A 20926-nucleotide genomic window follows, 5' to 3' on the forward strand; every position below is an offset into this window, starting at 1 on the left:
CTCCCTCGGTTTTATCGCCCTCTTTGTTCCGTCTTTGGTTTGCCTGCCCCCCCCCCCCCCCCCCCCCCCCCCCCCCCCCGAGCCGGGCCCTGAGGGACACGGCGTGGTTGGTGTACGGGCCACGGACCGCCGTACGCTCGACGGCATGACTCTGCGCCTGAGCACTGTGATCCTGCCGGTACGCCCGTGGCACGAGGGAGGCCGCGACCAGTGGGAGCGGGCCGAGCGCCTCGGGTTCCACACCGCCTACACCTACGACCACCTGAGCTGGCGGAGTTTCCGCGACCAGACCTGGTACGGCGCGGTGCCCACCCTGACCGCCGCGGCCGCCGTCACCGAGCGGATCCGCCTGGGCACCCTGGTCACCTCGCCGAACTTCCGGCACCCGGTGACCCTGGCCAAGGAGCTGATGTCGCTGGACGACATCTCGGGCGGCCGCATCACCCTCGGCATCGGCGCGGGCGGCAACGGCTTCGACGCGACCGCGCTGGGGCAGGAGGAGTGGAGCCCGCGCGAGCGGGCGGACCGCTTCGCGGAGTTCGTGCCGCTGCTCGACCGGCTGCTCACCGAGCCGGCGGTCACCCACCACGGCACGTTCTACTCCGCCGAGGAGGCGCGCAACATCCCCGGGTGCGTCCAGCGCCCCCGTCTGCCGTTCGCCGTCGCGGCGACCGGCCCGCGCGGTGTGAAGCTCGCGGCGAGCCACGGCCAGGCCTGGGTGACCGCGGGAGACCCGAAGCACGCCGAGGGCACGCCCGAGGAATCGCTGGCGGCCCTGCGCGTCCAGCACGGGCGTCTGGAGAAGGCCCTGGCGGAGATCGGCCGGGACTCCGGCTCCATCGAGAAGGTGCTGCTGACCGGCTTCACCCCGGAGCGCGGCGCCATCCTGGAGTCCGTGGACGCGTTCGTGGACTTCGCCGGCCGCCACCAAGAGCTGGGCTTCACCGAGCTGGTCATCCACGCGCCGATCCCGGACTCCGACTTCGCCGCCGACGAGGCGGTCTTCGAGCGGATCGCCACCGAGGCGCTCGCCCAGCTGGAGGGCTGAACCTCCCCGGTGGCCCCGGCCGGCCCGTCGCACGACGGGCCGGCCGGATCGGACGGCCGCTCAGGCCGTCAGGTTCGCGATGATCCGCCGCGCCTGGGGGACCACCCACGCCGGAGCCATGCCCTCGGGCAGTGTCTCGACCTCCTCCAGCAGCGCCGACATCCTGGCGGCGCCCGCCTCCGGCCGGCCCAGCTCGTGCTCCGTCCACGCGATGTTGTTCAGGCACTGGAAGCGGTCCTGGAGGTTCTCCAGCCCGAGCCGCGCGTACAGCTCGGCCGCCCGCTCCCACAACTCGATCTCCTCCAGCCGCAGCGCCTCGACGGCGGCCGGGCTCAGGGAGTCCCCGGCCGGGGACTCCCCTTCCCCGTCCCGGTCGGGGCCGAGGGTGCTCACCAGCCGGTCCAGCACCTGAGCCAGCTGGTGCCAGGTCTGCGCCAGTTCGGAGAGCAGGTCCGTGTCCTCGGAGTCGTCGGCCGCCAGGGCCGACTCCAGGACTCCGGCGGCCTCGTCCATCAGGACCCGGGCCGCTGCCACGGTCTCCTCGGTGACCTCCTCGCGCATTCCCAGCCAGGCCAGCGAACGCAGGATCCTGACCTCGGAGACCACGGCATCCCCGGTCAGCCGGCGCAGCTCCAGAGCGCGCCGGTACGCGGCGACGGCCTCATCGGCGAGGCCGGCGTCGGAGAGGCTGTCGGCGGCCGCCTGGGCGAAGCCCGCCTGCGGCCGGGGGTCCTCCCAGTCCTTGACCAGGTCGGCGGCGAGCAGGAACTGCTCCGCGGCGGCCCGGGACTCGCGCAGGTCCCGCAACAGGTTCCCCAGGAAGTCCCGGGCAGACACGGCCTGTTCCTCGCCGTGCTCCAGCAGGTCCGGCAGCGCCGACTGCAGCACCTCCGCCGCGTCGGCGGTCCGGCCGTCCCGGGCGTAGGCCCGGGCCAGCATCAGCCGGGCCTGGGCCCCGCCGTCGGCGGCCAGCCCCGCCTGGTCGAACCAGTGCGCCGCCGCGAGGGCGTGCTCGGCGGCCTCCGCGACCGCGCTCCGCCCGCGCAGCAGGACGTCCGCGAGGGTGAGGCGTACGAGACCCTGCTCCTCGGGGTCGGTCACCTCGGCGGAGTGCTCCAGGCCGGACCGCGCGGCCGCCTCGGCCTCCTCGGGCCGGCCCAGCGAGAGCAGCACCCCGGCCCGCAGTACGAGGGGGTCCGCCGCCTGCCACGGCCGGCCCGCTTCGACCGCCCGGTCCGCGGCGGAGGCCAGCAGCTCCAGGGCCCGTTCGGTGTCGCCCTGTGAGAGGGCCAGCCGGCCGAGCAGCTCCTCGGCCTCGGAAGCAAGGTCCGGGAGGGCCTGCCCGTAGGAGGAGACGAAGGAGGAGAGCTCGGCCACGAGCAGCCCGTGGTCGTGCTCGTGCTCGTGGCCGTGGCCGTGCGCGTGGCCGTTGTCGTGGCCGTGCTCGTTCTCGTGTCCGTGTTCCCGTGCGGCCTCCGCCGAGCGCAGGTACGGCTCCAGCCGCAGCGCGGACAGCTCCGCGACGGCGATCCGCCTGGCCCGCATCGGCTCCGCCGCGTCCAGCGCCTCGGCAGCGCGCAGGCCCGCCGCCAGCAGTGAGCGGACCTCCTCCGGCGCGGCCCCGGCCTGCGCGGCCGCGCTCGCCAGCCGCAGTTCGGCCAGGGCGGCGCGCTCGGCCTGTCCCAGCGCCCGGTAGCCGTCGCGGACGGCGGCCAGCAGCTCCGCCGCGTCCGGTGCCCCGGCCCGCGCGGCCGTCAGGGCCCGGTGGTCGGCGACCTCGGCGAGCAGCAACGGGTGCACGTCCGGCTCCGGCAGCGCGGAGACCCGTACGGCGACCTCCGCCCAGAGCCGGTCCGCCCCCGGGTGGCCCGTGTCGCGGGCGTCGCGGGCCCGCTCCACGAGCACGCTGAACTCGGCGGCGCTGACGGGCACGGGCGCGGGCGCGGGCGCGGGAGCCGCCGCCGGGGCCGTCCCGGCCGGCTGCGGAAGCGCGGCACTGCGCACGCCGAGGGGCAGCGTGTCGGCCAGCGGGGCCCGGGAGAGCCGCTCCGTGAGCCGCTCGGAGACCCGGGTGGTGCCGTTGCGCACGTCGAACCGCCGGGCGATGTCCAGGGCTTCGGCGCGCAGGATGCCGTGGAGCTCCTCGACGGTGTGCGCGGAGCCCTCGTACGCCACCGTCGGATCGCCGCCGTGGCCGAGCTCGATCAGGCGCCGGAGCAGGACCAGGACCCCGGCGTAGAAGTCCAGCTGGGTCTTGACGTCCACGAGCGGCCGCAGGTGCGTCCCGTGCTCGGCGAGGATCTCCACACCGCGCGCCTCGTTGCCCGTGAGCGCGCAGAACTCGATGTGCTGGCCGATCGCCCGCAGCAGGCTCTCCTTGCCCCGGGCCATCCGGTAGCCGCGCAGGTGGTGCGAGCGGGCCTCGTCGGTGCGGCCGAGGCGCAGCAGGGGGAGCAGCGACCGGGCGAGCACCCGGTGCGGTTCCTCCATGCAGGTCTGCTCACCGTTCAGCACGGGCTCCCAGACCTCGATGGCCTTGGCGTGCTCGCCCTTGGTCGCCCAGAAGACGCCCTGGGAGTTGGTCTCGCAGGCGTGGCAGTCGCTCATCTGGTCGCGGTCGGCCGCGCGCCACTGCGCCATGGCCCGCTCGGCGCGCTCGTCGTCGCCGGTGGCGTCGGCCAGGAAGTACTCGGACTGGCGTACCGCCCGCTCGCTGTAGCCGGCGATCCGGTAGCGCTTCTCCATGTCGTCGAGGTAGCCGGTGACGGAGGAGATCGGCACGTCGGGGGAGCTGATGATCTGGCCCGAGACCCACTTGAAGCGCCAGAAGAGGGAGTGGGCGTCGCCCGGTCCGAACGCCGACGGGTCGCGGTCGTACTCCTGGAGCAGGCGGGCGAAGGGGACCACCATGCGGCTCCGCTCGGCGCTGTACTCGTAGGAGTCGATCTGGTTGATCAGCGCCGCCCGGTACACCCCGGCGTCACCGCAGACCTCGGCGGCCGCGGTCAGCGCCTCGGCCTGGGCGTTGCGCGCGGCGCCGTGGGGCAGGTTCCGGTTCTCGTGCAGGGCGCGCCGGATCTCGTCGGCCGTCAGGGTGCTCACTTCTCGTCCTCCTCGGAGGCTGCGGTCGGGGTGGCCGGGGCGTCGACGGGGTGGGTCGCCCATTCCAGGAGGCCGAGGAAGGCCCGGTTGAGCAGGGCCGAATCGGCAGGGCGCAGCGGACGCTGGGACATCAGCAGCGCCTGGCCGTACAGCGATTCGACGGCGGTGCCGGCGAGCGTCGGGTCGGGGAGGCCCGCGATCCGCCGGATCAGCGGGTTGTTGTGGTTGAGGACGAGGCGGGCGCGCGGGCCGGAGCCGCGCAGGGAGCCGAGGATGCCGCTCCACAGGGAGTCGGCGGACTCGAGTGCGGCGGTCCGGTCGCGCTCCTGGCGGGCCTGGCGGTCGTCGAGGTACAGCGCGGGGACGGCCACGGGCTGGAAGGCCCGCAGCACCACGTCGCAGCTCTGGGGCTCCAGCCGGGTGCGGGCGGTGGAGAGGAACGCGGCGAGGGAGAGTTCGACGGTGGTGGGGACCGGGTCGAGGCGGTCGGTGACCGCTCCCGCGTCCAGCTCGGTGACCTTCAGGTCGGGGCGTACGGAGGGCAGCAGGGCCAGCAGGTCGGCGTCGTAGGTGTAGCCGGCGTTGACGACGCCCAGGCCGTGGGCCGCGGCGATCGGGGCGATCTGCCGGAACTCCTCGACGGTGCGCGTGAAGTGGATCTCGGAGTGGGCCGCCGTGAACTCCTCCAGGTTCATCGAGCCGTCGCTGGTCTCGAACGGCAGCCACGGCAGCATGAGGCCGAGCAGTTCGGCGTCGTGCCGGGCGAGGGACTTCACGCCGAGGTGGTGGACGCTCAGGAAGGCGGCCAGACGGTCCGGTTCGCTCGCGGCGAGCTCCGCCAGCCAGGACCGGATGCGGGCGCCGAGGGCTTCGCGTACGGCGGCGAGCGTCTCGTCGTCGTAGAGGTTCTCGCGGGAGGCGGTGGGCCGCAGGGTGTCGGTGTCGAGCACGGCGCGGACGAAGAAGGCCCAGTCCGGCAGCAGGTTGTCGGCCTGGTCGGTGAGCAGCATGCCCTTGAGGTGGACGCGGTGGCCGGCCCGGTGGGCGGGGCTGGTCGGTTCCGGAAGCACGTACGCGACTCCGCGCACCCCGGCCACCGGCAGGTCGAGGTCGATGCTGTCGAGCGGGGTGAAGCCGAAGAGCTGCGCGCAGTGCCCGGCGAGCGCGACGCGGCGGGCGGCCGGGGTGGGGTGGGCCCGGTCCCAGACGGCGGGCCGGTCGGTGATGGGCCGGGGAGCGCCGCCGAGGCCGTCGTCGAAGGTGATCGGGTAGGGGAGCAGGGAGCCGTAGTCGCGGGCGAGGCGCTCGACGCGGGCGGGCTCGGTCCACTCCTCGGCGCCCGGGCGGGCTTCCAGGTGGACGGTGGTGCCGGGCTCGGGACGGGCGTCGTGGGGCAGTTCGCGCACGGTGTACGAGCCGTCGTCCGTGGCCAGCCACTCGACGGGCGCGGCCTGGGGGTCGCGGGCGGACCGGGTGACGACCCGGATCTGCCGGGCGACGACGAAGCAGGCGAGCAGGCCGATGCCGAACTGGCCCAGGAACTGCCGGCGGGTGTTCTCCAGGCCCTGGAGTTCGGCGGCGGATGCGCCTTCACCGCGGCGCTTGGAGCTGCGGCCGATGGTGGCGAGGAGGGAGTGGGCCTCGGCGGCGGTCAGGCCGATGCCGGAGTCCTCGATGGTGATGCGGCCGGCGGCCGCGGACAGGCGGATGCGCACCTCCGCGCCGGGCTCGTGCGCGTGACGGGCGGTCACGGCGTCCACGGCGTTCTGGAGGAGTTCGCGCACGTAGACGCGGGGGCTGGAATAGAGGTGGTGGGAGAGCAGGTCGACCAGGCCGCGCAGGTCGACCTGGAAGTTGTTGACCGCGGCCTCGGACGGGGATTCGACGGGGAATTCGGACGGGGACGGGGACACGGATGTCATCAGGCATCAGCTCGCTTGCTCGCGTGGTCGGTCGGCGATCGCGAGGTACCCCCCTCACTGATCCCGGAACGAGGAACAGCGTAGGTGGACGATCCGACAATCACTCCGTGAATTCCGTCCCGGTCGGCGTCCTCGTTGGCGTTCCCGTCGGCGTCCCCGGCCGGGCCTTCGAGCGGGGCCGTCGGCCGGTCACTGGAAGCGGAGGAATTCCGGCGGTACGGCGTCCGCCAGCCACACCCCGTTGGCGCTGACCCGGAACACGTGCCCGGCCGCGCGCATCGCCGCGGCGTCCACGGCGAGGACCACCGGCCGGCCCCGGCGGGCGCCGACCCGGGTCGCCGTCTCACGGTCGGGCGACAGGTGCACGTGGTGGCGGGCCATGGGGCGCAGGCCCTCGGCGCGGATCGCGTCCAGGGCCGCGGCCACGGTGCCGTGGTAGAGGTACGCGGGCGGTTCGGCCTCCGGCAGGCCCAGGTCCACGGTGACGGTATGCCCCTGGCTGGCCCGGATGCGGCTGCCGTCGACGGCGAACCGCTGCTTGTCGTTGGCGGCGACCACGTGGTCGAGTTCGGCCCTGCTGAACGGGAATCCGTGGTCAGCGGCGGCCCGCAGGAGATCGTCGATCTCCACCCAGCCCTGGGGGTCGAGCACCAGTCCGATCCGTTCCGGCTGGTGTCGCAGGTGTTTCGAGACGTATTTGGACACCTTCACGGTGCGTCGGTCATCCATGTGCCCAGCTTGGCGGCTCGCAGGGCGCCGCGGCAGCGATTTTCCGCCCCTCGGGCGGGCACATCACCCCTCTATCGCTTTTCCAAGATACGGAATACATTTTCCGCATCACGACTTATCCAGAGGGAGAAACTATGACAAATAAGGCTTCACTGCTTCGGCGTGTGGCTGCCGAGCTCATCGGCACCGCAGGCCTGCTCGTGGTGGTGATCGGCTCGGGCATCCAGGCCGCGAACCTCAGCCGCGACACCGGTGTCGCCCTCGTCGCCAACTCGCTCGCCTCCGCGATCGGCCTCGGCCTGATCATCACCCTGTTCGGCCCCCTCTCCGGAGCCCACCTCAACCCGGTCGTCACCCTCACCGCCTGGTGGGCCCGGCGCACCGGCGGTGAGGGACTCGACGCGCGTGAGGCCTTCGCGTACGCCGCCGCCCAGACCACCGGCGCCATCGGCGGCGCCGTACTGGCGGAGACGATGTTCGGCCGCACCCCGGGAACCTTCTCCACCCAGGTCCGCGACGGGGGCCACCTGCTGATCGGCGAGATCATCGCCACCGCCGGACTGGTCCTGGTCATCCAGGGCCTCGGCCGCATAGGCCGGCCCAGGCTGATCCCGGCCGCGGTCGCCGCGTACATCGCCGCCGCGATCTGGTTCACCTCGTCGGGGTCCTTCGCCAACCCCGCCGGCACCATAGGGCGGGCCTTCAGCGACTCCTTCACCGGCATCGCACCGCAGTCGCTGCCCGGGTTCGTCGCGGCGCAGCTGCTCGGCGGCGTCCTCGGACTCGTCCTGGCCGTGCTCCTCTACGGCCGCGAGCACCGCGACGGCGACACCGGGGCACCCCGGCCCGGACAGCCGGAGATGGAGCCCGCCGTGGCCGATATCCCCCGCCCGGACTCCACCTTCGAGGCCATCGTCTAGGCGTTCCACCCGTGTTGCCCACAGGCGGACGGGAGTTGTCCACAGCCGTTTCGGCGGGTTTCGGCGACATCTGAGCGATTCGCCCCGGGGACCCCCTGTGGACTACCGATCGAGCATTACCGGCCGCGCCGGCTGGCCAGATCGTTCATCGTCCGGGCCTGGAGCTCCCGCTCCGTCGCGGCCCGGACGAACTCCGCCACGTGCTCCGGCCCCACCAGCTCCTGCACCGCCCGTACCGTCCCGGCGGGCAGGGCCACCGGGGCGGGGCCCGTCGGCTGCGCCGCACCGGGCGCGCCCAGATGGCGCTGGAGGTGCCGGGTCGCGAACAGCCGCATCGCCCGGGCCAGCTCGGCGTCCACCGTCTGCTGGGCCAGCGGCCGCAGCCTGCGCACCATCGTCGCCGCCTCGGCCGCGTCCGCGTCGGTCGGCGGCACCTGCCCGAGGTAGCGGGCGAAGACGTGCTCGGTGGTGAACTCCAGGAAGCGCGAGGCGATGTGCTCCACCTGCCCCCGCAGCTCGCGCAGGTGCCCCGTGATCGCCCCCAGGGGCACCCCCGCCGCGTACAGCTCGGCCGCGACGGCCAGCTCCTGCGGCGAGGGCACGAGGAACTCGTCCGGGCGGCCGGGGATCCGCTCCAGCACCCCCAGCTCACAGGCCTCGTCCACCGCGTCGTCGTCGGGCAGGCCGCCGAACCGCGCGTTGAGGTCCTCCCGGCTGATCCGGTCGGCCTCCTCGTCGGTCCAGGGCCCGTGCACCTCGGCGACCAGACCGAGTACGCCGCCCAGCCCGCGCCCCGCGTCCCAGGCCTCCAGCAGCTCCTTGATGGAGGCCAGGGTGTAGCCGCGGTCCAGCAGGTCCGCGATCTGGCGCAGGCGTGCCAGGTGCGTCTCCCGGTAGACGTTGGACCGGCCCCGCCGCTCCGGCTTCGGCAGCAGGCCGCGGTCCTGGTACGCCCGGATCGTGCGCACCGTCGCCCCGCTGTGATGGGCCAGATCCTCGATCCGGTACTCGGCTACCGCCTGATCGGACAATCCCGGCTCCCTACGACATGGCGGCTCGGCCGACCGCGCCCGCCGCGGTCCGGGCGGCAGGAGACGCCGCCAGGTACTCGACCGCCTCGAGCAGCGAGCCCTCCTGCGAGGGATGGTACGACCGCGGGCAGGAGCCGGGTATGGCCGTGCCGCGCATGCCGTCGCACGGCATCACAGCCGGGGTTCCAGCCGCGCGATCCGGCGCAGGGCGTTCGGCGCGAAGCGGGACATCCACAGGGCGGCCTTGGACTCGGGCGTCACCGGGACCACCGCCCGGTTCTTCACCACGGCCAGCAGGATCGCGTCCGCCACCTTCTCCGGGGGGAAGTTGCGCAGCCCGTACAGCCGCGAGGAGCGCTCCTGGCGGCGCTTCTCCTCGGCCGCGTCCACCCCGGCGAACCGGGAGGTGGCCGTGATGTTGGTGTTGACGATGCCCGGGCAGATCGCCGAGACCCCGATCGACTTGGACGCCAGCTCCGCGCGCAGGCACTCGCTCAGCATCAGCACCGCGGCTTTCGAGGTGCTGTACGCGGGCAGCGTCCGGGAAGGCAGGTAGGCGGCGGCGGAGGCGGTGTTGACGATGTGGCCGCCCTGCCCGCGCTCGGCCATCTGCTTCCCGAAGATCCGGCAGCCGTGGACGACCCCCCACAGGTTGACGTCCAGGACCTTCTTCCAGTCCTCGGAGCCGGTCTCCAGGAAGGACCCCGAGAGGCCGATCCCGGCGTTGTTGACCAGTACGTCGACGATCCCGTACTCGGCGGCGACCTTCGCAGCGAGCTTCTCCATCGCCTGCTCGTCACTGACGTCGACGCACTCGCCCCAGGCCTCCGGGGCGCCGACGAGCCGTGCCATCTCGGCCGTACGGGCCGCGCCCTCGGCGTCCCGGTCCACCGCGACGACCCGGGCCCCGGCCTCGGCGAACGCGAACGCGGTGGCCCGCCCGATCCCGCTGGCGGCGCCGGTGACCAGCACCAGCTGTCCCCCGAACCGGTCCGCGTACTTGCCCGGAGCGCGCTGCTCCGGCGCCCGCGCGGCAGGCTCCTCGCGGGCCGTGACGAAGTCGGCGATCCACGCCGCCACCTGGTCCGGCCGGGTCCTGGGGATCCAGTGCTTCGCGGGCAGGGTCCGCCGCACCAGTCCCGGCGCCCAGCGCTCCACGTCGTCGTAGAGCCGCTCGGACAGGAAGACGTCCCCGGTCGGGACGATCAGCTGCACCGGTACGTGCGCGTACGCGTCGGGACGCGGCCGGCTCATCCTGGCCCGCACGTTGTCCCGGTAGAGCCAGGCGCCGTGCGCCGCGTCGGAGGACAGCGAGGCCGTCGGGTACCCGCCGACCGGGATCCCCTCGCTGCGCTCCATGAGCTTGGGCCAGCGCTTGCCGAGCGGGCCGCGCCAGGCGAGCTCAGGCAGCACCGGAGTGTGCAGCATCCCCACGTACCAGGACCGGACGCCCTGGCCCAGCAGCTGGGCGGTCCGGCGCGGGGAGGGCCGCCTCACCCGCTGCTTGATCCAGTGCCCGAAGTGGTCGAGGGAAGGCCCCGACATGGAGGTGAAGGAGGCGATCCGCCCCTCGGTCCGGGCCACCGTCGCGAACTCCCAGCCCTGCACGGAGCCCCAGTCGTGACCGACCAGGTGCACCGGGCGGTCCGGACTGACCGCGTCCGCCACGGCCAGGAAGTCGTCGGTCAGCTTCTCCAGGGTGAAGCCCCCGCGCAGCGGCACCGGAGCCGAGGAGCGCCCGTGGCCGCGTACGTCGTAGAGCACCACGTGGAACCGGTCCGCGAGCCGCTCGGCGACCTCCGACCAGACCTCCTTGCTGTCCGGGTACCCGTGCACCAGCAGTACGGTCGGCCGGCCCGTCTCACCGAGCTCGACGACGCACAGCTCGATCCCGCCGGTGCTCACCCGGCGCTCGCGCGCGCCCTGCAGACCCGCCCCGCTCATCCCGCTCATGCCGCCTTCTCCTCAGCCCAGCGCCGCACGTGCGGCAGGTCGTCGTCCAGCCAGAACGCGCTCTCCTCGGGGTCCCGGGAGTCGGTGACGACCAGGATCTCCTCGAACTTCGCGCCGGTGCCCCGGAAGCCCAGGTGCGGCTCCACCGCCCACAGACCGGGCTGCGGCGGATGGTCGGAGAAGTGGTACGGACTCCACAGCGGCGACCAGCCCTCCCGGTGCCCGTGCAGGGCGTCGGAGGCCAGCCCCTTGAGGGACTGGGTGCCGAAGCCGAACGCGGTCGGGGACCAGCGGCGCTCCTTGACCCGGTCTATCTTGTGCGCGATGACGCCGAAGGGGTAGGCACGGTGCCGGTTGGCGTACCCCTGGCGGGTCATCAGCCGCTCGACGTTCTCGTAGATCTCCCGCAGCGGCCGGCGCTCGCGCACCTGCTCCAGGATCAGCTCCCGGTGCGGCCGGAGGTCCGACATCAGCCGGTCCTGCACCGGGTTGAGCCCGAGGCTGCCGGAGTAGCCGATGTCGGCCGCGTAGCCCCGGTACACCGGCGCCATGTCGAGGATGAACGGCATCCCCGGCTCCAGCCGCCGCGAGGTCGGGAAGAACTGGAGGGGGATCTTGAAGTTCGCGAAGGCGGTACGGTCCCCGAACCAGGCGAAGGGCAGGTGGAACCAGTCCCGCACCCCGCGCTCGCGCAGCCAGTCGCGCTGCATCCGCGCCGCCTCGCGCTCGGTCACTCCCGGGCGCAGCTGCGCCGCCACGGTCTCCGCGCACTCGTACGCGAGCCGCTGGACCTCCCTGAAGCCGCGCAGCCCGGCGGAAAGCTGCCCGGAGTCGTGCGCGGTGCGCTGCTTGGTGTCCCCAGTCATGCCGGCCGTCCGTCCCTGTCGCCCAACGCTCCCGAAACCTGCCACTGATGAATGTGACAATGGGCGGAGATCACGTCAAGGCCCCTGCACGGACCTGTGGACAAACTTCGGCGGCATCAGCCTTCCGTCAGGGTCCGTAGTCCTCAAGGCGGATACACGGTCCCGCTCCAGGTCTGACGATCCGCGGCCCCCTCGGCACTAACGTCGAAGCCGTGACTGTCATCGCGACCGAAAGCCTGAGCAAGCGGTACCCCCGAGTGACCGCCCTCGACCGGCTCTCCCTGGACATCGGGCCCGGCGTGACCGGCCTCGTTGGCGCCAACGGAGCCGGCAAGTCCACGCTGATCAAGATCCTGCTCGGACTGTCCCCCGCCACCGAGGGCCGCGCCGCCGTGCTCGGACTGGACGTCGCCACGCATGGCAGCGCCATCCGCGAACGGGTCGGCTACATGCCCGAACACGACGCCCTGCCGCCCGACGTCTCGGCCACCGAGTTCGTCGTCCACATGGCGCGCATGTCCGGCCTCCCGCCGACCGCCGCCCGCGAGCGCACCGCCGACACCCTGCGCCACGTCGGCCTGTACGAGGAGCGCTACCGCCCCATCGGCGGCTACTCCACCGGCATGAAGCAGCGGGTCAAGCTCGCCCAGGCGCTGGTCCACGACCCGCAGCTGGTCCTCCTCGACGAGCCCACCAACGGCCTCGACCCGGTCGGCCGCGACGAGATGCTCGGCCTGATCCGCCGCGTCTACACCGACTTCGGCATCTCGGTCCTGGTCACCTCCCACCTCCTCGGAGAGCTGGAGCGGACCTGCGACCACGTGGTCGTCGTCGACGGCGGCAAGCTGCTGCGCTCCAGCTCCACCAGCGACTTCACCCAGACCACGACCACCCTCGCGGTAGAGGTCACCGACTCCGACGCGCACCCGGACGGCACCGCCGCCCTGCGCAAGGCGCTCACCGCGGCGGGCATCACCCTGCACGAGGGTGAGGAGCAGGGCCTGCCCGGCGCCGGCCACATCCTCCTCGTCGAGGCCATCGGCGAGGAGACGTACGACACCGTCCGCGACACCGTCGCCGACCTCGGCCTCGGCCTGGTCCGCATGGAGCAGCGCCGCCACCACATCGCCGAGGTCTTCCGCGACAGCGACCGGTCCTCGTCGCCCGCCCACCCGAAGGGAGCCGGCCCCGATGGCGCCTGAGACCTCGACCCAGATCCACAACATCGGCTACCGGTCCTACGACGGCCCCCGGCTCGGCCGCGGCTACGCCCGCGCCTCGCTGTTCTCGCAGTCCCTGCGGGGCGCGTACGGGCTCGGCCGCTCCGCCAAGTCCAAGGTGCTGCCGATGATCCTCTTCGCGGTGATGTGCATCCCCGCGCTGATCATCGTCGCGGTGGCCATCGCCGTCCCCGGCTCCAGCGACCTGCCGATCAAGTACACGACGTACGCCCTGACCACACAGGTGGTCATCGGCCTCTACCTCGCTTCGCAGGCGCCCCAGTCGGTCTCGCGAGACCTGCGGTTCAAGACGGTGCCGCTCTACTTCTCGCGGCCCATCGAGCGGGTCGACTACGTGCTGGCCAAGTACGCCGCCATGGCCTCGGCCCTCTTCATCCTCACCGCCACCCCGCTGCTGATCATGTGGATCGGCTCGCTGCTGGCGAAGTTCGACTTCGGTCACCAGACCAAGGGATTCGGGCAGGGGCTCGTGTCGGTACTGCTGCTGTCGCTCCTCTTCGCCGGCCTCGGCCTCGTCATGGCCGCACTCACCCCGCGCCGCGGCTTCGGCGTGGCCGCCGTCATCGCACTGCTGCTCATCCCCTACGGAGCCGTCTCCACCATCCAGGCCGTCGCCTACTCCACCGGGAACACCGGGGCCATCGAGTGGATGGGCCTCTTCTCCCCGATCTCGCTGATCGACGGGGTGCAGACCGCCTTCCTCGGCGCCACCTCCGCCTTCCCGGGCGGCGAGGGCCCCTCCGCCGCCACCGGAGTGGTGTACCTGCTCGTCGTACTCGGCCTCATCGCCGGCTCCTACGCCGCCCTGATGGCCCGCTACCGGAAGGCCGGGCTGTGACCATCATCGACATCGACCACACCTCCCGCTGGTTCGGGAACGTCGTCGCCGTCAACGACGTGACCATGCGCATCGGTCCCGGCGTCACCGGACTCCTCGGCCCCAACGGCGCCGGCAAGTCCACCCTCATCAACATGATGGGCGGCTTCCTCGCCCCTTCCACGGGCACCGTCACCCTCGACGGCGCGCCGATCTGGCGGAACGAGCAGGTCTACAAGCAGATCGGCGTCGTGCCCGAGCGCGAGGCCATGTACGACTTCCTCACCGGCCGGGAGTTCGTCGTCGCCAACGCCGAGCTCCACGGGCTCGACGACGCGGCGGCCCAGCGGGCCCTCGCCACGGTCGAGATGGAGTACGCCCAGGACCGCAAGATCGCCACGTACTCCAAGGGCATGCGCCAGCGCGTGAAGATGGCCTCCGCCCTGGTCCACGAGCCGTCCGTGCTCCTCCTCGACGAGCCGTTCAACGGCATGGACCCGCGCCAGCGCATGCAGCTCATGGACCTGCTGCGGCGTATGGGCGACGAGGGCCGCACCGTTCTGTTCTCCTCCCACATCCTGGAGGAGGTCGAACAGCTCGCCTCCCACATCGAGGTGGTCGTCGCCGGCCGGCACGCCGCATCCGGCGACTTCCGCAAGATCCGCCGCCTGATGACGGACCGCCCGCACCGCTACCTGGTCCGCTCCTCCGACGACCGGGCCCTCGCCGCGGCCCTGATCGCCGACCCTTCCACGGCAGGCATCGAGGTCGACCTCCAGGAAGGCGCGCTGCGCATCCAGGCCGTCGACTTCGGACGCTTCACCGAGCTGCTGCCGCGCGTCGCCCGCGACCACGGCATCCGGCTGCTGACGGTCTCCCCCTCCGACGAGTCCCTCGAGTCGGTCTTCTCCTACCTCGTCGCGGCCTGAAGGAGCTGGCACCCATGTACAACCCCACCGTCGCCCGGCTCACCTACCGGGCCCTGCTCGGCAGGCGCCGCGCGCTGATCCTCTTCGCGCTCCCCGCGCTGCTGATCGTCATCGCCCTCGCCGTCCGCTTCTTCACCGGCGTGGACGACAAGGTGGCGGCCGACCTCCTCGGCGGCTTCGCCCTCGCGACGATGGTCCCGCTGATCGGCGTCATCGCCGGCACCGGAGCCATCGGCCCCGAGATCGACGACGGCTCGATCGTCTACCTGCTCTCCAAGCCGGTGAAGCGGCCGACGATCATCATGACCAAGCTGATCGTCGCGATCGCGGTCACGATGGCCTTCTCCGCGATTCCCACCCTGATCGCGGGCTTCATCCTCAACGGCAACGGCCAGCAGATCGCCATCGCCTACACCGTGGCCGCCCTCGTCGCCTCGATCGCCTACAGCGCCCTGTTCCTGCTGCTGGGCACCGTCAGCCGGCACGCGGTCGTCTTCGGCCTGGTCTACGCCCTCATCTGGGAGTCCCTCTTCGGCAGCCTGGTCTCCGGAGCCAAGACGCTCAGCGTCCAGCAGTGGGCCCTGGCCCTGGCCGAGAAGGTCGCCGGACAGGGGTACGTCGACGCCAGTGTCGGCCTGCCCACCGCGGTGGTCCTGCTCCTCGCGGTCACCGTCGGAGCCACCGTGTACGCGGGCCAGAAGCTCCGCCGCCTCACCCTCGCCGGCGAGGAGTAGGACTCCGGCGGCAGCGTCCACGACCGTGCCCCGCCCGGCCCACCGGCCAGGCGGGGCACAGCTTTGCGGGGCATCATCGGTGCATGATCCAGCATCCCGAGCCTGAGCCGTCCAGGCCCTTGCGGTCCTGGATACGCTCCTCGCCCGGCACTCACATATGGCTGCTGATCGTCGCCGTCACCAGCCTCGTCGTCGCGATCGCCCCGGACCGGCTCGACCACGTGCTGCTCCACCGCAACAGCAGCAACATCCACCAGCTGGTCAAATACCCCGTCCGGGCACTGCTCAGCAGCGCCTTCTGGATCGAGAACCCTGCCTCGCTCGCCCTGTACGCCGTGCTCTTCGAGTTCTTCCACGCCCCCGTGGAGCGCTGGCTCGGTACCCTGCGCTGGCTCCTGATCGTCACGACCGCGCATGTCGTCGCCACCCTCCTGAGCCAGAAGGTGCTCCTGATGGCCATCCAGGACCACCGTGCGCCGCACAGCATGACCCACGTCGTCGACATCGGCGTCAGCTACGGGCTGGCGGCCTCCATCGGAGTGCTGGCCTATCGGCTCCCACACCCCTGGAGATGGTTCTACCTCCTCGGCGTGGTCGCCTTCTTCGGACTGCCGCTGCTCACCGGGGGCACCTTCACCGACCTCGGCCACGCCACCTCGCTCGCCGTGGGCCTCCTCGCCTGGCCGCTCACCGTGCACCGCGATCCGCACGGGCACGGGCCGGCGGCTGATGTTTCACGTGAAACACGCGTCTGACCCCGTGTTTCACGTGAAACACGAACCAGGCCCCGGCCGGTCTACTCGGGGCCGACCACTCCGTGCTCCCAGGCCCACGCGGCGATTCCCACCCGGTTCCGGGCCCCCAGCTTGGCCTGCACGTTCGCGATGTGCGTCTTCGCGGTACCGGCGCTGATGAACAGCTCCGCCCCGATCTCGGCGTTCGTACGCCCCCGCGCCACCAGCCGTACGATCTCCAGCTCGCGCCCCGTCAGCACCTGCCCGGGCTGCACGGGCGCCGCCGCGGTACCGGGCTCCGACAGCCGGCTCAGCAGCCGTACGGTGATCTGAGGGCTGATCAGGGTGTCCCCGGCCATTGCCGCCCGCACCCCTTCGATCAGCAGTGTCGGGCCCGACCGCTTCAGCAGGAACCCGCAGGCCCCGTTGCGCAGCGCGGTGTGGACGTAGTCGTCCTGGTCGAACGTGGTCACCACCACGACCCGGGTCTGCGGGGACAGCAGCCGGGTCACCTCCAGGCCGTCCAGGCGTGGCATGCGGATGTCGGCGAGCACCACGTCGGGGCGCAGCCGCCGGGCCAGCTCCACGGCGCTCTCCCCGTCGGCGGCCTCCCCCACCACGGTCATGTCCGGCTGGGAGTCGAGGATCAGCCGGAACCCGCTGCGGATGTCCTCTTGGTCGTCGGCTATCAGGATGCTGGTGGTCACGCTGCCATGATCACCCCACAGGGGGGCCTGCCGGAGGGAAGACCGCCGAAACCCGCCATCCCCCGGCCTCGTCGGGCCCCGCCGCGAAGGTGCCGTCCGCTGCCTCCACCCGCTCCCGCAGGCCCGCGAGCCCCGTCCCGCCGCCGCGCCGACGGCCGAGGAGACCCCGGGGTCCGCGCGGCGGCGCGGCGTTCGCCACGCTCAGCTCGATCCCCGCCGGGGCCCGGCGGACGCTCACCCGTACCGAGCTCGCTCCGGGCGCGTGGCGCCGTACGTTCGTCAGCGCCTCCACCGCGACGCGGTACGCCGTCGTGTCCGCCTCGCGGGACAGGGCGGCCAGGGCCTGCTCCTCGTCCTCCAGTACCCCGCCCTCGAAACGGGCCACCAGCCCCGGCAGTTCGGCGAGCCCCGGGGCCGGCGCGGCGGGGCCGCCGCCCGCCGCGCGCAGTGCGTGGACCGTCCGGTCCATCGAGGCCAGCGCGCTCAGGCCGGCCGCCTCGATGCGCTCCAGGGCGAGGACCGCCTGGCGGGGGTCGCTCCCGGCGACGAACCGGGCCGCCTGGGCCTGCACCACGATGGCGCTCACGTCATGCGCGACGAAGTCGTGCAGATCGCGGGCCAGTTCGAGCTGCTGGCCGCGCCGTGCATCCCGTACCGCCCGCCGAGTCCTGCCCTCCTGCCGGCGCAGATGGCCGCCGAGGGCCAGTGCGGCGAGAGCCGGCGCCGACCAGAACGCCGCCGCCCCGCTGCACTCCAGCCACGACGCCCCGTCCGTCCACAGCAGCGGTACCGGCCAGAGCGAGACCGCCGCGGCGCCCAGTGCGCCGGCCACCGCCCCGGGCCGCACCGGTGACCACCGGGCCACGAGCGCCAGCAGGGGCAGCAGCAGTGCCACCCCTACCAGGGTCCACGCCCCGGGCACCCGGGCGAGGCTCCCGCCCAGGGACAGCACGGAGGCACAGGCCAGGGCCGGGGCGTAGAGGGCACGCGGATTCCAGGTCATGCCGCCGACCCTACGAGCGGGGGCGGCCCCGTTCCATCTGCCGTTCGGCAGAGGCGGATCAGGCTCCCGGCCGCCCCGAACCTGCTGATCGGCCGATGGCCGCGCGGAGTGGTCCGGACGAGGCTTGGAGCACCACCAGCCGCCTCCTGAAACGGACTTGAGCCATGGCCCTCACCGCCCCCGCCCCCGCCCCGGTGGCCGCCTCCGCCGTCGTCCCCGGTGTCTCCCGCCCGGTCCGCTGGGCCGCGAAGGCCGCGGCCCTGACCCTGCTCCCGAGCGGGCTGTGGCGCGTACTGATCGCGGTCGGGATCCCCGTCGGCTGGAAGGCGGGCGACGCGCTGCACGCCGACAACTTCCCGGGCGTCGGATCGCTCTACCTCATCGCGCTCAGCACCCTCGCCGAATGCCTGGGCCTGCTCACGCTGGGCCTCGTGCAGCGGTGGGGCGAGGAGGTGCCGCGCTGGATCCCCCGGCTGGGCGGCCGCCGCATTCCGCCGCTCGTCGCGGTGGTTCCAGCGGCCCTCGGCGCCTGTGCCGTCACCGCGATCACGGTGCTCTCCGCCTTCGGGTGGAACGCCAACTTCACCGCGAGCCCCACCGCGCCCAGCGGGGCCGCGTACTGGTTCATGACCTTCTGCTACGCCCCCCTGCTGCTGTGGGGGCCGCTCCTGGCCTTCGTGACGGCGGCCTACTGGCGGCGCCGCGGGTTCCGTGGCTGACCGGCGGAAATTCGCTGGTACCGCCCGTGTGGCCGGGGCACAGTGAGTGGTGCGGGGAGCAACAAAAGGTCCGGGACGGCCACTTCGAGCGCGCCTCACGGCGCGGGCCGTCCCGGACCTCTCGTACGTCCGGTCCCGGGTACGCTGCTGCGTCCCGATGCGCTACATGGCGCCGAGCAGGCGCTCCAGGACCACCGCGATGCCGTCCTCCTGGTTGGAGGTCGTCACCTCGTCGGCCACCGCCTTCAGCTCCGCGTGAGCGTTGGCCATGGCGACGCCGTGCGCGGCCCAGCCGAACATGGGGATGTCGTTGGGCATGTCGCCGAAGGCGATCGTCTCCGCGGCCTTGACCTTCAGCCGGCGCGCGGCGAGTGACAGACCGGTGGCCTTGCTCAGGCCCAGCGGGAGGATCTCCACTATGCCCGGGCCCGCCATGACGATGTCGACCAGATTGCCGACGAGCGCCCGGGCGACCTTGACGAGCTCGTCCTCGCCCATCCCCGGGTGCTGGATGTAGAGCTTGTTCAGCGGGGCGGTCCAGACCTGGGCGGTGTCCTCCAGGTAGAGCGCCGGCAGGCCCTCCTGCACCTGGTAGCCGGGGCCGAAGAGGACCTCGCCGTCCACCCCGTCACGGCTGGCGGCGAGCGCCAGCGGACCCACCTCGGCCTCGATCTTCGACAGGGCCAGGCCGGCGAGCTGCCGGTCCAGCGTCACCGAGGTCAGCAGCCGGTGCGCTCCCGCGTCGTAGACCTGGGCGCCCTGCCCGCACACCGCGATCCCCCGGTAGCCGAGGTCGTCCAGCACGTGCCGGGTCCAGGGCACGGCACGGCCGGTGACGACGATGTGCGCCGCGCCCGCCGCGGTGGCCGCGGCGAGCGCTTCACGGGTGCGCTCCGAGACGGTGTCGTCGTCACGCAGCAGCGTGCCGTCGAGGTCCGTCGCGACGAGCTTGTACGGGAACGGAGCGGGGCTCACTTGGCGATCGGCTCCAGGACCTCGCGGCCGCCCAGGTAGGGGCGGAGCACCGGGGGGACCCGCACGGAGCCGTCGGCCTGCTGGTGGTTCTCCAGGATCGCGACGATGGTGCGCGGGACGGCGCACAGGGTGCCGTTCAGCGTCGAGAGCGGAGCGGTCTTCTTGCCGTCGCGGTAGCGGATCGCCAGGCGGCGGGCCTGGAAGCCGTCACAGTTCGAGGCGGAGGTCAGCTCGCGGTACTTGCCCTGGGTCGGGATCCAGGCCTCGCAGTCGAACTTGCGGGAGGCGGAGGCGCCCAGGTCGCCGGTCGCGACGTCGATGACCTGGAACGGCAGCTCCAGGCTGGTCAGCCACTGCTTCTCCCACTCCAGGAGCCGCTTGTGCTCGGCCTCGGCGTCCTCCGGAGCGACGTACGAGAACATCTCGACCTTGTCGAACTGGTGGACGCGGAAGATGCCGCGGGTGTCCTTGCCGTACGTACCGGCCTCGCGACGGAAGCAAGGGGAGAAGCCGGCGTACCGCAGGGGCAGCTTCTCGGCGTCGATGATCTCGTCCATGTGGTACGCGGCGAGCGGGACCTCGGAGGTGCCGACCAGGTAGTAGTCGTCCTTCTCCAGGTGGTAGACGTTCTCCGCGGCCTGGCCGAGGAAGCCGGTGCCCTCCATGGCGCGCGGACGGACCAGCGCGGGGGTCAGCATCGGGATGAAGCCGGCCTCGGTGGCCTGCGCGATCGCCGCGTTCACCAGGGCGAGCTCCAGCAGGGCGCCGACACCGGTGAGGTAGTAGAACCGCGAGCCGGACACCTTCGCGCCGCGCTCCACGTCGATGGCGCCCAGCGACTCGCCGAGCTCCAGGTGGTCCTTGGGCGCGAAGCCCTCGGCACCGAAGTCGCGGATCGTGCCGTGCGTCTCCAGGACGGTGAAGTCCTCCTCGCCGCCGACGGGCACGTCCTCGTGGACGATGTTGCCGAGCTTGAGCAGGAGCTGCTTGGCAGCCTCGTCCGCCTCGTTCTGCTCGGCCTCGGCGGCCTTGACGTCCTGCTTGAGCTGCTCGGCCTTGGTCAGCAGCTCGGCCCGCTCCTCCGGGGAGGCCTTGGGGATGAGCTTGCCGAGCGACTTCTGCTCGTTGCGCAGTTCGTCGAAGCGCATGCCGGAAGACCTGCGGCGCTCGTCGGCGGAGAGCAGCGCGTCGACGAGCTCGACGTCCTCTCCACGGGCGCGCTGCGAGGCGCGGACACGGTCGGGGTCTTCACGGAGCAGCCGGAGGTCAATCACCCCTCCAGGCTACCGGGCTGGGCTTCCCGGGCTCACACCGATATCACGCTGCGTGTCGCTATGTCCCAATTCGGGCGAATGGAATTGGCTGGGTCCGGGCTTGTCCCGCGGCCGCCGGACAGCTGGATCCAGCCACTGGGGACCAGGTCGATAAAATCGCCCCCTTTCTCCGAAAAGGGGCACAACGGCGACCGGTGCGCGGGGTCTGAGCAGGCCCGGAGG

18 protein-coding genes are annotated in these 20926 nt (G+C 72.4%); 8 read left to right on the forward strand and 10 right to left on the reverse strand.

The window, feature by feature from the left end; genetic code table 11:
* Nucleotides 1–145 precede the first annotated feature (145 nt).
* Complete coding sequence (locus tag AC07A6_RS06550; protein ID WP_362456591.1) at nucleotides 146–1048, forward strand: LLM class flavin-dependent oxidoreductase; 903 nt, start codon at nucleotides 146–148, stop codon at nucleotides 1046–1048.
* Nucleotides 1049–1108: 60 nt separating this feature from the next.
* Here AC07A6_RS06550 and AC07A6_RS06555 read toward each other — a convergent pair whose 3' ends face one another.
* The 3 genes from AC07A6_RS06555 to AC07A6_RS06565 all read right to left on the reverse strand — a co-directional run bounded on the left by AC07A6_RS06555 (nucleotide 1109) and on the right by AC07A6_RS06565 (nucleotide 6801).
* Nucleotides 1109–4150: a tetratricopeptide repeat protein gene (locus AC07A6_RS06555; protein ID WP_478776310.1), complete on the reverse strand. Its 3042-nt coding sequence runs from the start codon at nucleotides 4148–4150 to the stop codon at nucleotides 1109–1111.
* The gene (locus AC07A6_RS06560; RefSeq protein ID WP_478776311.1) at nucleotides 4147–6072 is read right to left on the reverse strand and encodes an HSP90 family protein; all 1926 of its coding nucleotides are present in this window, start codon (nucleotides 6070–6072) and stop codon (nucleotides 4147–4149) included. Before AC07A6_RS06560 ends, AC07A6_RS06555 begins: the two co-directional genes overlap by 4 nt.
* A gap of 189 nt (nucleotides 6073–6261) precedes the next feature.
* Complete coding sequence (locus AC07A6_RS06565; RefSeq protein WP_362456582.1) at nucleotides 6262–6801, reverse strand: RNA 2'-phosphotransferase; 540 nt, start codon at nucleotides 6799–6801, stop codon at nucleotides 6262–6264.
* A gap of 134 nt (nucleotides 6802–6935) precedes the next feature.
* On the opposite strand from AC07A6_RS06565, the gene AC07A6_RS06570 reads away from it, so the two are divergent.
* Nucleotides 6936–7721 carry an aquaporin gene (locus AC07A6_RS06570; protein ID WP_478776312.1) on the forward strand — a complete coding sequence of 262 codons (786 nt, stop codon included), beginning with the start codon at nucleotides 6936–6938 and terminating at the stop codon, nucleotides 7719–7721.
* Nucleotides 7722–7837: 116 nt separating this feature from the next.
* On the opposite strand, the gene AC07A6_RS06575 is transcribed toward AC07A6_RS06570, so the two are convergent.
* The 3 genes from AC07A6_RS06575 to AC07A6_RS06585 form a co-directional block, all read right to left on the reverse strand.
* Nucleotides 7838–8752, reverse strand: coding sequence for a MerR family transcriptional regulator (locus tag AC07A6_RS06575; RefSeq protein ID WP_125813411.1), 915 nt, complete (start codon nucleotides 8750–8752; stop codon nucleotides 7838–7840).
* 171 nt (nucleotides 8753–8923) lie between these two features.
* On the reverse strand, nucleotides 8924–10696 hold the full coding sequence (locus tag AC07A6_RS06580) for an SDR family oxidoreductase (protein ID WP_478776386.1): 1773 nt from the start codon (nucleotides 10694–10696) through the stop codon (nucleotides 8924–8926).
* Between the two features lie 5 nt (nucleotides 10697–10701).
* Nucleotides 10702–11571 (reverse strand): M24 family metallopeptidase, encoded by an 870-nt coding sequence (locus AC07A6_RS06585; RefSeq protein ID WP_125821761.1) that lies wholly within the window; start codon nucleotides 11569–11571, stop codon nucleotides 10702–10704.
* A 212-nt stretch (nucleotides 11572–11783) separates the two neighbouring features.
* On the opposite strand from AC07A6_RS06585, the gene AC07A6_RS06590 reads away from it, so the two are divergent.
* From AC07A6_RS06590 to AC07A6_RS06610, 5 genes are all read left to right on the forward strand, one after another.
* Nucleotides 11784–12773, forward strand: coding sequence for an ABC transporter ATP-binding protein (locus AC07A6_RS06590; protein ID WP_478776313.1), 990 nt, complete (start codon nucleotides 11784–11786; stop codon nucleotides 12771–12773).
* Nucleotides 12763–13650, forward strand: a complete 888-nt coding sequence (locus AC07A6_RS06595) for an ABC transporter permease subunit (protein WP_478776314.1) — start codon at nucleotides 12763–12765, stop codon at nucleotides 13648–13650. Before AC07A6_RS06590 ends, AC07A6_RS06595 begins: the two co-directional genes overlap by 11 nt.
* A complete protein-coding gene (locus AC07A6_RS06600) occupies nucleotides 13647–14558 on the forward strand; it encodes an ABC transporter ATP-binding protein (protein WP_386271475.1) in 912 nt (303 codons plus the stop codon). The genes AC07A6_RS06595 and AC07A6_RS06600 overlap by 4 nt, the downstream gene beginning before the upstream one ends.
* 14 nt (nucleotides 14559–14572) lie before the next feature.
* A complete protein-coding gene (locus tag AC07A6_RS06605) occupies nucleotides 14573–15292 on the forward strand; it encodes an ABC transporter permease (RefSeq protein ID WP_362456567.1) in 720 nt (239 codons plus the stop codon).
* A gap of 83 nt (nucleotides 15293–15375) precedes the next feature.
* Nucleotides 15376–16047, forward strand: coding sequence for a rhomboid-like protein (locus AC07A6_RS06610; protein ID WP_478776315.1), 672 nt, complete (start codon nucleotides 15376–15378; stop codon nucleotides 16045–16047).
* Nucleotides 16048–16088: 41 nt separating this feature from the next.
* Here AC07A6_RS06610 and AC07A6_RS06615 read toward each other — a convergent pair whose 3' ends face one another.
* Nucleotides 16089–16733, reverse strand: a complete 645-nt coding sequence (locus AC07A6_RS06615; RefSeq protein WP_362456561.1) for a response regulator transcription factor — start codon at nucleotides 16731–16733, stop codon at nucleotides 16089–16091.
* A gap of 10 nt (nucleotides 16734–16743) precedes the next feature.
* On the reverse strand, nucleotides 16744–17736 hold the full coding sequence (locus AC07A6_RS06620) for a sensor histidine kinase (RefSeq protein ID WP_478776316.1): 993 nt from the start codon (nucleotides 17734–17736) through the stop codon (nucleotides 16744–16746).
* Between the two features lie 164 nt (nucleotides 17737–17900).
* Here AC07A6_RS06620 and AC07A6_RS06625 point away from each other — a divergent pair, with 164 nt between their 5' ends.
* Nucleotides 17901–18455, forward strand: a complete 555-nt coding sequence (locus AC07A6_RS06625) for a hypothetical protein (protein WP_478776317.1) — start codon at nucleotides 17901–17903, stop codon at nucleotides 18453–18455.
* 162 nt (nucleotides 18456–18617) lie between these two features.
* Here the strand turns inward: AC07A6_RS06625 and AC07A6_RS06630 are convergent, their stop codons facing one another.
* Together AC07A6_RS06630 and serS are read right to left on the reverse strand one after the other, a co-directional pair.
* The gene (locus AC07A6_RS06630; RefSeq protein WP_362456551.1) at nucleotides 18618–19430 is read right to left on the reverse strand and encodes an HAD family hydrolase; all 813 of its coding nucleotides are present in this window, start codon (nucleotides 19428–19430) and stop codon (nucleotides 18618–18620) included.
* Nucleotides 19427–20704 carry a serine--tRNA ligase gene (gene serS / locus AC07A6_RS06635; protein WP_125821763.1) on the reverse strand — a complete coding sequence of 426 codons (1278 nt, stop codon included), beginning with the start codon at nucleotides 20702–20704 and terminating at the stop codon, nucleotides 19427–19429. Before serS ends, AC07A6_RS06630 begins: the two co-directional genes overlap by 4 nt.
* Between the last annotated feature and the right edge of the window lie 222 nt (nucleotides 20705–20926).

The organism is Streptomyces sp. NPDC044002, assembly GCF_056434525.1.

Bases quoted from the DNA above. Each gene is read 5' to 3' on its own strand.
- AC07A6_RS06550 (WP_362456591.1), top strand. From the start codon at position 146: ATGACTCTGCGCCTGAGCACTGTGATCCTGCCGGTACGCCCGTGGCAC.
- AC07A6_RS06560 (WP_478776311.1), bottom strand. From the start codon at position 6,072: ATGACATCCGTGTCCCCGTCCCCGTCCGAATTCCCCGTCGAATCCCCG.
- AC07A6_RS06565 (WP_362456582.1), bottom strand. From the start codon at position 6,801: ATGGATGACCGACGCACCGTGAAGGTGTCCAAATACGTCTCGAAACAC.
- AC07A6_RS06570 (WP_478776312.1), top strand. From the start codon at position 6,936: ATGACAAATAAGGCTTCACTGCTTCGGCGTGTGGCTGCCGAGCTCATC.
- AC07A6_RS06580 (WP_478776386.1), bottom strand. From the start codon at position 10,696: ATGAGCGGGGCGGGTCTGCAGGGCGCGCGCGAGCGCCGGGTGAGCACC.
- AC07A6_RS06585 (WP_125821761.1), bottom strand. From the start codon at position 11,571: ATGACTGGGGACACCAAGCAGCGCACCGCGCACGACTCCGGGCAGCTT.
- AC07A6_RS06595 (WP_478776314.1), top strand. From the start codon at position 12,763: ATGGCGCCTGAGACCTCGACCCAGATCCACAACATCGGCTACCGGTCC.
- AC07A6_RS06605 (WP_362456567.1), top strand. From the start codon at position 14,573: ATGTACAACCCCACCGTCGCCCGGCTCACCTACCGGGCCCTGCTCGGC.
- AC07A6_RS06610 (WP_478776315.1), top strand. From the start codon at position 15,376: ATGATCCAGCATCCCGAGCCTGAGCCGTCCAGGCCCTTGCGGTCCTGG.
- AC07A6_RS06620 (WP_478776316.1), bottom strand. From the start codon at position 17,736: ATGACCTGGAATCCGCGTGCCCTCTACGCCCCGGCCCTGGCCTGTGCC.
- AC07A6_RS06625 (WP_478776317.1), top strand. From the start codon at position 17,901: ATGGCCCTCACCGCCCCCGCCCCCGCCCCGGTGGCCGCCTCCGCCGTC.